This is a genomic window from Myceligenerans indicum, from assembly GCF_016742955.1.
Taxonomy (GTDB): domain Bacteria; phylum Actinomycetota; class Actinomycetes; order Actinomycetales; family Cellulomonadaceae; genus Myceligenerans; species Myceligenerans indicum.
In genome coordinates this window covers 21808-31704 of record NZ_JABBYC010000051.1, presented here as the reverse complement: position 1 = coordinate 31704, position 9897 = coordinate 21808, and the positions used below count along the sequence as shown (strand labels likewise).

The 9897-nt window shown below is 71.4% G+C and carries 10 protein-coding genes and 1 pseudogene; 6 read left to right on the top strand and 5 right to left on the bottom strand.

Annotation, left to right across the window (positions count from 1 at the left end):
- Positions 1–23 precede the first annotated feature (23 nt).
- The 4 genes from HGK34_RS18870 (at position 24) to HGK34_RS18855 (ending at position 5153) form a co-directional block, all read left to right on the top strand.
- A complete protein-coding gene (locus tag HGK34_RS18870) occupies positions 24–1664 on the top strand; it encodes an FAD-dependent oxidoreductase (protein ID WP_307816099.1) in 1641 nt (546 codons plus the stop codon).
- Between the two features lie 201 nt (positions 1665–1865).
- Entirely contained in the window at positions 1866–3176 is a 1311-nt protein-coding gene (locus HGK34_RS18865; protein WP_201850266.1) for an ABC transporter substrate-binding protein, read from the top strand.
- Between the two features lie 2 nt (positions 3177–3178).
- A complete protein-coding gene (locus HGK34_RS18860) occupies positions 3179–4111 on the top strand; it encodes a carbohydrate ABC transporter permease (protein ID WP_307816098.1) in 933 nt (310 codons plus the stop codon).
- The gene (locus HGK34_RS18855) at positions 4101–5153 is read left to right on the top strand and encodes a carbohydrate ABC transporter permease (protein WP_244666939.1); all 1053 of its coding nucleotides are present in this window, start codon (positions 4101–4103) and stop codon (positions 5151–5153) included. Before HGK34_RS18860 ends, HGK34_RS18855 begins: the two co-directional genes overlap by 11 nt.
- A gap of 302 nt (positions 5154–5455) precedes the next feature.
- Here the strand turns inward: HGK34_RS18855 and HGK34_RS18850 are convergent, their stop codons facing one another.
- The 3 genes from HGK34_RS18850 to HGK34_RS18840 form a co-directional block, all read right to left on the bottom strand.
- A complete protein-coding gene (locus tag HGK34_RS18850) occupies positions 5456–6493 on the bottom strand; it encodes a glycoside hydrolase family protein (RefSeq protein WP_244666938.1) in 1038 nt (345 codons plus the stop codon).
- A gap of 175 nt (positions 6494–6668) precedes the next feature.
- Positions 6669–7007: a YciI family protein gene (locus tag HGK34_RS18845; protein WP_201850264.1), complete on the bottom strand. Its 339-nt coding sequence runs from the start codon at positions 7005–7007 to the stop codon at positions 6669–6671.
- Between the two features lie 89 nt (positions 7008–7096).
- Positions 7097–7513 carry a PIN domain-containing protein gene (locus HGK34_RS18840; RefSeq protein ID WP_201850262.1) on the bottom strand — a complete coding sequence of 139 codons (417 nt, stop codon included), beginning with the start codon at positions 7511–7513 and terminating at the stop codon, positions 7097–7099.
- On the opposite strand from HGK34_RS18840, the pseudogene HGK34_RS23795 reads away from it, so the two are divergent.
- Positions 7412–7801 (top strand): annotated as a pseudogene (locus tag HGK34_RS23795) (VOC family protein); the annotation flags it as partial. The gene HGK34_RS18840 and the pseudogene HGK34_RS23795 overlap by 102 nt on opposite strands.
- A 58-nt stretch (positions 7802–7859) precedes the next feature.
- Positions 7860–8198, top strand: a complete 339-nt coding sequence (locus HGK34_RS18830; protein WP_244666937.1) for an Imm51 family immunity protein — start codon at positions 7860–7862, stop codon at positions 8196–8198.
- Between the two features lie 74 nt (positions 8199–8272).
- Here the strand turns inward: HGK34_RS18830 and HGK34_RS18825 are convergent, their stop codons facing one another.
- The gene (locus HGK34_RS18825) at positions 8273–8809 is read right to left on the bottom strand and encodes a putative immunity protein (protein WP_201850258.1); all 537 of its coding nucleotides are present in this window, start codon (positions 8807–8809) and stop codon (positions 8273–8275) included.
- 148 nt (positions 8810–8957) lie between these two features.
- Positions 8958–9869: a YwqG family protein gene (locus HGK34_RS18820; RefSeq protein WP_201850256.1), complete on the bottom strand. Its 912-nt coding sequence runs from the start codon at positions 9867–9869 to the stop codon at positions 8958–8960.
- Positions 9870–9897: the final 28 nt, after the last annotated feature.

Below are 9897 nucleotides of genomic sequence, written 5' to 3'. Positions count from 1 at the left end.
CCTTATCGTCGGCAGCGTCAGATGTGTATAAGAGACAGGTGACCCAGCAAGACCTGCAGACCGACGTGCTCGTCGTCGGCGCCGGACTCGGTGGCATCGCCGCCGCGCTCGCCGCCGCCGGGCGCGGCGCCCGCGTCGTCCTCACCGAGGAACACCCCTGGATCGGCGGCCAGCTCACCTCCCAGGCCGTCCCGCCCGACGAGCACCCCTGGGTCGAGCGGTTCGGCGTGACCGCCCGCTACCGGTCGCTGCGCGACGGCATCCGCGACGTGTACCGCCGCAGGCACCCGCTCACCTCCACCGCGCACGCCTGGCCCGCCCTGAACCCCGGCGCAGGCTGGGTCTCGAAGCTCTGCCACGAACCGCGCGTCGCGGTCGGCGTGCTGGAGGAGATGCTCGCCCCCTACCGCTCCGCCGGACGCATCCGGCTGCTGGAACTGGTGCGACCGACGTCGGCCACCACGGACGGCGACCGCGTGACGTCGGTGACGCTCACCTCCGTGGCGGACGGCCCCGGGGTGACCGTGAGCGCCGCGTACACGATCGACGCGACCGAGACCGGAGAACTCCTCCCGCTCACCGGCACGGAGTACGTCACCGGGTTCGAGTCGTCCGCCGAGACGGGCGAGCCCAGCGCGCCCGAGAAGGCGCAGCCCGACAACGTGCAGGCCCTGAGCGTCTGTTTCGCCCTCGATCACGTCGACGGCGACCACACCATCGACCGGCCCGCACGCTACGACTTCTGGAGGTCGTACGCGCCCCCGGCGTGGCAGGGAGAGCGCCTCCTGTCCTGGACGGCCCCGAACCCCCGGACGCTCGACCTGGAGGAACGCACGTTCACCCCGAACCCCGGCGACGACCCTCTGGCGGTCGACGCCGACCAGTCGAAGAACGCCGGCGACGGGAACCTCTGGCTGTTCCGCCGCATCGCCGCCCGTGACCTGCTCGAACCCGGGTTCCGCGACAGCGACCTGTGCCTCGTGAACTGGCCGAGCATCGACTACTTCCTCGACCACGTCCTCGACGTGCCGCGCGAGGTGTCCGACGCCCGCATCGCCGACGCGCGGCAGCTCAGCCTGTCGATGCTCTACTGGATGCAGACCGAGGCACCCCGGCCCGACGGCGGCACCGGCTACCCCGGACTGCGGCTGCGCCCCGACGTCATGGGCAGCGCCGACGGCCTCGCGCAGGCCGCCTACCACCGCGAGTCCCGCCGCATCCGCGCCGTGACCACCGTGACCGAGAACGACGTCTCCCACGCCGTGCGCGGCGAGAGCGGCGCCACCCGCTACGACGACTCCGTGGGCGTGGGCATGTACCGGATCGACCTGCACCCCTCCACCGGCGGCGACACGTACATCGACGTGCCCTCCACGCCGTTCGAGATCCCGCTCGGCGCCCTCCTGCCCCGCCGCACCACCAACCTGCTGGCGGGGAACAAGAACCTCGGCACCACCCACATCACCAACGGGTGCTACAGGCTGCACCCCGTCGAGTGGAACGCCGGCGAGGCCGCCGGCCACCTCGCCGCGCACTGCCTCGCCACCGGACACGTCCCGCACGAGGTGCAGGAGAAGCCCGAACTGCTGGCCGACTACCAGCGCGAGCTCACCGCCACGGGGGTCGAGCTCCGCTGGCCGGAGGGAGAGACCTACCCCTACTGATTCCTGCCGGCCCACCGGCCTCTGCCGGCTCCTGCCGGCCCACCGGCCTCTGCCGGCTCCTGCCGGCCCACCGGCCTCTGCCGGCTCCTGCCGGCCCACCGGCCTCTGCCGGCTCCTGCCGGCCCACCGGCCTCTGCCGGCTCCTGCCGGCATCAGCCGGTACCGCACCACCGACGCACCACTCAGTCCGAAGGAGTACTGATGCACACCCCGATCCGCCGCCCACGGGCCGCCGCCACCGGCGCCGCGCTCGCCACGGCCCTGACCCTGTCCGCCTGCTCCGGCGGGGAACCCGGCGCCCTCGGCGACCTCGAAACCCCCTCCGAACCCGTCGACCTGCGCATGACCGTGTGGACCGCCGACGAGTCCCACCTCGCGCTGTTCCAGGAGATCGGCGACGCCTACGCCGCCGAGAACCCCGACCTGGTCTCCGGCGTCACGTTCGAGACCATCCCGTTCGCGGACTACACCACGACCCTCACCACCCAGCTCGCCGGCGGCAACCCGCCCGACCTCGCCTGGGTGCTGGAGAGCTACGCCCCCGAGTTCGTCTCCAGCGGGGCGCTCGCCGACGTGCGTCCCGTGCTGCAGGACACCGACGGCTACGAGCTCGACGACCTGGTGCCCAGCACCCTGGAGCTGTGGCAGGACGAGGACGGGCTGTACGCCTACCCGTTCTCGAACAGCCCGTTCGGCGTCTTCGTCAACACCGACCAGATCGCCGCGGCCGGTCAGGAGAACCCGGCTGACCTGGTCGCGGCGGGGGAGTGGACGTTCGACACCGCCCGCGACATCGCGGCGGCCACCGCCGAGGACTCCGGCAAGCAGGGACTGGTGGTGCGCGACTTCGACTACCAGCTCTGGGAGAACCTCTCGACCGTGTGGGACGGCTGGGGCGCCGCACCCTGGAGCGAGGACGGCACCCGGTGCACGTTCACCGACCCCGAGATGGTCGACGCGATGCGGTGGATCCACGACGCCGCGTTCGACGACGGTGCCATGCCCGGACCGGGGACGACGGCCGATTTCTTCGCCGGTGACGCCGCGATGACGATCACGCAGATCAGCCGGGCCTCCGCGCTCGACGGCTCGTTCGACTGGGACCTGCTGCCCCTGCCCGCCGGGCCCGCGGGGAAGCAGAACGTCATCGGCCAGGCGGGTATCGGCGTGTTCGCCCAGGGGGAGAACCCCGGCGTCGCCGCCGACTTCCTGGCCTACTTCACCAACCCGGAGAACGCCGAGAAGCTCGCGACCTACTTCCCTCCGCCGCGTGCCTCGCTGCTCGACGCCGCGACGCTGTCGGCAGCCAACCCGCTCCTGAGCGAGGAACAGCTCCAGACCGTCGTCGTCGACGGGATCAAGGGCTCGGTCACCAAGCCGGTGCACCAGAACTTCGCGAAGCTGTCGGAGACGGTGCGGGCCCAGCTCGACGCGATGTGGACGCCCGACGCCGACGTCGCCGCCGTCCTGGACGACACCTGCGCGGCCGTCCAGCCGCTTCTGGAGGAGTGATCGTGGCAGCAGCGTCAGTGCGGGTAGTGGCACCACGGCCGACAGGCGTGCGGGCGTCGAAGGGTGTGCGCCGCGACTGGGTCGTCGGGTACACCATGGTGGCCCCCGTGGTCCTGGGAGCCCTCGCCTTCGTCGTCCTGCCGCTCGGCATGGTCGTCTGGTACTCCCTGCACGAGTGGAACGTCCTGGCGGGCACGTTCACGTTCGCCGGAGCGGCGAACTACGAGCGGCTGCTCGCCGACCCCGGGCTCGTCGACTCCTTGCTGGCCAGCCTGTGGTTCTCGATCGGGCTGGTGGTCCTGAACATCGCGCTGGCGCTGCTGCTGGCGGTCCTGCTGGACCAGAAGCTGCCCGGCACGACGACGTTCCGCACGTTCTTCTTCTCGCCCGTCGTCGTGTCGCTCGTGGCCTGGACGATCGTGTGGAGCTTCCTGCTGCAGGCCGACGGCGGCATCAACGGGTTCCTCGCGATGTTCGGCCTCGAAGGACCCAACTGGCTGCGGCAGGGGGGCACCGCGATGCTCTCGGTGATCGTCGTGCAGGTGTTCAAGAACGTCGGGCTGAACATGATCCTGTTCCTCGCGGCGCTCCAGGGCGTGCCCGAGGAGCTGCAGGAGGCCGCCCGCCTGGACGGAGCCGGCGCGTGGCGCCGGTTCCGCTCGATCACGCTGCCCATGATCAGCCCGACCATCCTGCTGGTCTCGATCATCACGATCGTGGGGTCGCTGGAGGTCTTCGCGCAGATCGACGTCCTGACCGGGGGCGGGCCGGGCAACTCCACCACCGTCCTCGTCTACTACCTGTACCAGCAGGCGTTCCGGTTCAACGAGTTCGGCTACGCCAGTGCCGTCGCCGTGCTCCTGTTCGTCATCGTCCTCGCGCTGACGCTCCTGCAGTGGCAGTCGCGCAAGAGGTGGGTCTTCCATGAAGTCTGATGTCATGCCCCCTGCGGGCAACGGTCGTGCGGATGCCGGGCGGTCCGGAGCCGGTCACAGCACGGAGCGGTCCGGTGCCGAGCGGCCTGGTGCCGAGCGGTCCGGTGCCGGGGTGGCCGCCCAGGCCTTGCCGTCGACGACGCTGGGCGGACTGCGGCCCGCCCGTTCGCCGTCGGGCCGGCGGAACCTGGCGCCGGCGGGCCTGCGGGCCCGGCGGCGCTGGGCCCGCGGCGGGCTCGTCGCCCTGCTCGTGCTGCTCAGCCTGCCGTTCGTGTTCCCCACCTGGTGGATGGCGACCTCCAGCCTCAAGCCGATGAGCGAGATCCTCCAGGCGGTGCCGACGATCTGGCCGCGGAACCCGACGTTCGAGGCCTACGGCCGGGTGTTCACGCTCCAGCCGTTCGCGCAGCAGTACTGGAACTCCCTGTACATCGCTGCCGCCGTCACGATCGGCACCATGCTGGTGGCGGCCATGGCCGGCTACGCGTTCGCGCGCATCCGGTTCCCCGGTGCCAACGCCCTGTTCGTGCTCGTGCTCGCCGGGCTGCTGGTGCCGTCCGAGGTGACGATCGTGCCGCTGTTCCGCATCGTCAACAGCCTCGGACTCATCGACACGCACTGGCCGCTCGTCGTGATCCCCGTGCTCGGGGCACCGGCGGTGCTCGCCGTGTTCATCATGCGGCAGTTCTTCCTCGCACTGCCGGCCGAGCTCGAGGAGGCCGGACGCATGGACGGTCTCGGGCGCTGGGGGATCTTCTGGCGCATCGCGCTGCCGCTGTCGCGGTCCGCGCTCGGGGCGGTCGCGATCTTCACGTTCCTCAAGTCCTGGAACCTGTACCTGGAGCCCATCGTGTACCTGTCCAGCAAGGACAAGTTCACGCTCCCGCAGGCCCTGACCCAGTACGTCGACGCCTACGGCGGGCCGATGTGGAACGTGCAGCTCGCCGCCACGACTCTCACCGTGCTGCCGGTGCTCGTCGTGTTCCTCGTGGCGCAGCGGCAGTTCGTCCAGGGGCTGGCGCACACGGGACTCAAGGGGTGAACGCCGGGGGGCGGATCATCGGCAGCGGCTGACCACCGCACCGCCGACCGCCCCACCCGGACGCCGCGGCGCGGCACGCCGGCACCGCACGTCGGCACCACGCGCCGGCACCGCGCGTCGGCCCGGGCCGTGAAGAACGAGGCTCCCGCCCGGTCATCCCGGGCGGGAGCCTCGTCGTGCTGCCGGCCGGGCCCCGCGACGGCCGGGCCCCGCGGCGGCCGTGCCGCGCGGCGGCCGTCATGCGTGATGGCCGCCGCGCGTGACTGCCGTCGCGCGGCGGCCCGCCACGCGACACGAACCGCTCAGTCGGCGCGGGCGATCGCGATGTTGGTGTTCCCGCGCTGACCGGCCTCGTAGAACATGTGGAGGCGGCCGTTCTCCTCGGCAAAGCTCGGCGCCGCCGCACGGGTGGCGACCGGCTCGGTGTACAGCACGCCCAGATGATTCTCCCGGTCGAAGCTCGTGCCGACGTCGGCCACATGGATGGCGCCCGACCCGGAGTGGTACACGACGTGGCCGCCCCCGTTGCGCGACCAGTAGTGAGCCCCCGAGAGCTGGCCGCCCTCACCGGCCGCCGGCGAGATCAGCGGCTGCGGCTTGGCCTGCCAGCCCGAGGTCAGCGAGTGCGACCAGCCGATGAAGATCTTGCGCGTACCGGCCTGGTTGCCCATGAACAGCATGATGTGGATGCCCGCCTGTGTCGGGTGCGGGAACACCCGGGCGTAGGACGTCTCGGTCACGTCCGACGGCAGCATCGCCGTGGTCATCACCGTGCCCTCGTAGGTGAAGGTGCGCCCGTCGGTGGAGGTTGCCACCCGGGTCGTGGTGTTCTCCCCGTGGAAGAACAGGTAGAGCTTGCCGTCCGCGTCGTTCCACAGGGCGTGCGGGCTGGAGACGTGACTCACGGAGTAGTGCGGGGACCAGTTCCGGGAGATCACCGGGTTGCCGGAGTACTCGTGCCAGGGGCCGTCCAGCGAGTCCGCGTACGCCAGGCAGATCCCGCCCGGAGCGTCGTGCGGTGCGTAGTACATGTACCAGGCGCCCAGGGGGTTCTGCACCCGACCTGCGACGTAGCGGACCGAGGGGAAGATCAGTTCGTTCGTGGGGTTGTAGGCGAGCGACGACTTGTCCAGGGCCGCGCCGAGCCGGGTGAACGTGGGGAAGCCCGGCACCGCGGCGCGGGCGGGCGGGGCGAGGCCCAGGGCGGCCGCCGAGCCGACGGCGGCGGCGCCCAGGAGCAGGGTTCGGCGGTGCAGCGGGGTCTGGATCAGCGGGTGGCGGTCCAGCGAGGTCTGGTTCAGTGGGGTCTGGTTCTGGGGGAGCCGTGGGTCGGTGTCCATGGAGATCTTCCTCCGGCCCGGGCGGCCGCCCCGCTCCGGTGCGTGGCGGCGCTCAGGAGACGCGCCGGGCCTTGTCGGATCCGAGTCTCGGGGGCCCCGCGCTCGGGCGTCCAGACTGATAATGCGAACTATCCGCCGTTGGATGCCCCGTACCGGCCGGGTGCCCGGCCGGGGATCAGACGGACTCGTCCGGCATGATCTCCCGGACCTCCTGCGCGCACCGGCACGCCTCGGCGATTCGGGCGGCCCACCCCTCCGCCTCCTCACGTGACGACGTGTCGATGACCGAGAATCCGCCGACGACGGCCTTCGTCTCCGGGAACGGGCCGTCCGAGACGGTCCCGTCGGGGGCGACGACCGTCGCCTGCTGGCGCTCCAGCCCGCCGCCGAAGACCCACACCCCGGCAGCCTTCGCGGCCTCCACCACCGCGTGTGCGGCCGCGTCCACGGCGGGAAGCTCCTCCTGGGAGATGGTCATCGCGCCGTCGTCGAACGAGATCAGGTACCGCGTCATTCCGGGCCTCCTTGTGCCGGGCGACCACCTGGCCGCCTCCCGTCGTGTTCTGGTGGACGGCTGACGCGCGGCAGACTCATCGGTGTCGCTCAGCGGCCGGAGGTGTCGGGGGGCAGCAACGTGACGAGCGGTGCGACCGGGACGATGCCCGCGGCACGTGCCGCGAGCGCGTGGTCGACGGTGACGAGAGCGTCCGCCTGCAGGCGGCACACCGCCAGGTACTCGGCGTCGTGCAGGTCGTCCCAGCCGTGCTCGCGGGCGAGCTGCCAGGCGACACGGCGCGAGACGCGATCGCCCAGGAGGCGCAGCCCGCGGCTGGTGAGGCGTTCGTGCGTGGCGAGGGCCTCGTCCTCGGTCCGGACGCCCGAGCGGACGTCCCGCAGGAGCCGGGTGAGAGCATCGGAGTGGATGGACTTCGGAGCCACGAGCTGGTGTGCCGGGTCGACGGGCAGATCATCGTCCACAAGGCGCAGCAACGTGGGGGCGTCGATCGCGTAGCGGGTCATGGTCCACCTCCGGGGCGCTGGTCCGACCGTACGCCCCCGGCGGGAACGCCGCCGTCGGGCCGGCGGCTGGACCGCATCGACGGGCTCGACGGCATCCGCGTCCGCATCGCGTTGGTGCGCACCCCGGACGGCCACGGCCGCCTGGAGCTGACGAAGTTCCACACTCCCGCGGCTGTCAGCGACGGCCCGGACGACCCGCCGCGCAACGCGCCGGGCCTGCGCGGCATCATGTTCGCCGTCGACGACGTCGACGCCACCGTCGCCCGGATGCGGGCTCACGGGGCGGAACTCGTCCACACCAACCCTGCTCCCGGTGATGTCAGTGTCGGTCGCTACATTCCGGCTCATGACGGTACTGAAGCTGGTGGAAACCACCGAGAGACAGCTCTCTCTCCTCCTGAATGCCGGGACGACCCCGGTCGATGCCGTGATCGAGGAGCTGGGGCACGAACCGAACGGATACTTCTGGGAGGGCGTCGCACGATGGCTGGTGTCCACCGAGGCTCGGAAGCTCGACGGCAGATTCGACTACGACCCGGAAGGTGACATGTTCTGCGCCCACGGCACGGACCGGGCTGCGCTCGAGGGATTGGGCGAGCTGATGGAACAGGTTGCCGGGGACGCCGACCGGATGCGCAGGCTGGTGGCCGCAGCGGATGCAGACGGGTTCGACTTCGACGACTGAGAAGGCAGCGAGTTCGGGTCCGTGTTCGGCCGCCGGCGAGCGGCGGTACGCCAGAGCCTGCTCTGGATGGCAGGTCAGGGTGCGGACAGCTCGGTCTGAAGGTCGCGGATCGTCGTCGCGAGCACGCCGGAGGCAAGCAGTCCCGACCCCAGGGGCCCGGACGAGTCCTCTCCGAGTGCCGGCAGGCGTCGAAGTGCGGCACGGACCTCAGCCGTCATGTGGCCGAGCTGCCATCGGACCTCGTTCTCGCGGGCATCGGCCCGACCAGGTGCTGCCAGTCCGGCGGCCTTCGCGGCGTACGCGGCCGCGCCCAGGGCGTGAGCGCCCATGTGCGCGACGCCGGACGCCTGGCCCGCGGCACGGGCGGCTGCCACCGCGGCAGGGCTCGTCGCCGACCGGGCGGCGCGGCCCGCGAAAAACCGGCGGCGGATCTCCTCGGCGGCGCCGAGCTCACCCCGGCCGAACGCCCGAGTACGGGCGATGCCGTCCCGGGCGCGATCGTCGGCGGGTGCTTCGGCCTCGAACAGCGCGAGCACGCGCTCGGCGCAGTCCGCGGCCCACAGGGCCACGAGCCTGCGGTCGGCCTCACTGAGCGTCTGCGGGGATGGCATTCCGACACTCTGGCACATACGGCCCGATGTCGTTCGGCCGGCACCAGTTCCATCCCGGCGGCTCCATCCCGGCGGCCTCCCGAGCGGACTCGCGTCGGCCGGCGCCGCAGGTCTCCACGCCCCGCGGGGGGCCGCCGAGTTCCTCGGCCTACATCTCGAAGCGCTGGATCGGGTGGTCCCACGAGGCAGGGCAGTAGAAGAGCTGGAGATGCGTCCACCGCCCGAAGACGAGACCCGTCGGCTGCGAGCACTCTTCGTGGGGTTCACTCTCCGCGGGCCGGTAGTAGGTCGTCGTGGTCGTCCGTTCGTTGTGCGCGACCTCCGTGCTCGCCAATGTCAGGAACGCTTCCAGGCCGGCTCCGCACTCGCACCGAAAGGCCTCGTAGTAGGGCCCTCCGACACCGGAGTCTGCCGGCCAGCCTCCGATCTTCGTTCCGTCGGCGTAGGTGTGCTCCCAGCCGTAGCAGGTGCCGAGTTCCTTGTCCCTTGCGTCCACCTCGGCCGCGAACTCCTCACCGAGCACCCAGGACGGCGGGTACTCGACGACCCTCTCGGGGTTCAGCACACAGGGCACCGGGACGTAGGTATCGAGGATGAACTGCGCCTCGGTCTGGCGTGGCTGGTCGGTCAGTACCTCGACGACGTCGGCCGCACGACGCCACACGACCCGGAACACGTCGTCGGGCCCTGCCGTCCGGAAGCCCGCGGAGTCGAACGCGTCCACCTCGTCCGAGGAGTCCCACAGGATCTGCAGCAGATCGATGCCGTCGGGGTGTGGCAGCTCCGGGACGTCGCGTACCCAGAGCTGCACCCCGGCCAGCAGCGGGACAGGCGGGCCCTGCACCTGGCGGGACCCGGCCGGCCGAGACCGGTCGATCTCGTACCGACCCCGGGCGTGGGGCCACGGTTCGTCGGCCGGCCACCACAGCGGCCCGCCGATCGAGCTCTCGCTCGCCGTCGGAGCCCCCGGTGCCGGATGCAGTCTGGTGGTCGTGCGCTCGTGCCCCGCCAATGCGGGAAACACCGCGATGATGTCCGACGGCGGTGATGGTGTTCTCACGGACCGGCATTGTGCCGGACTTCACCGA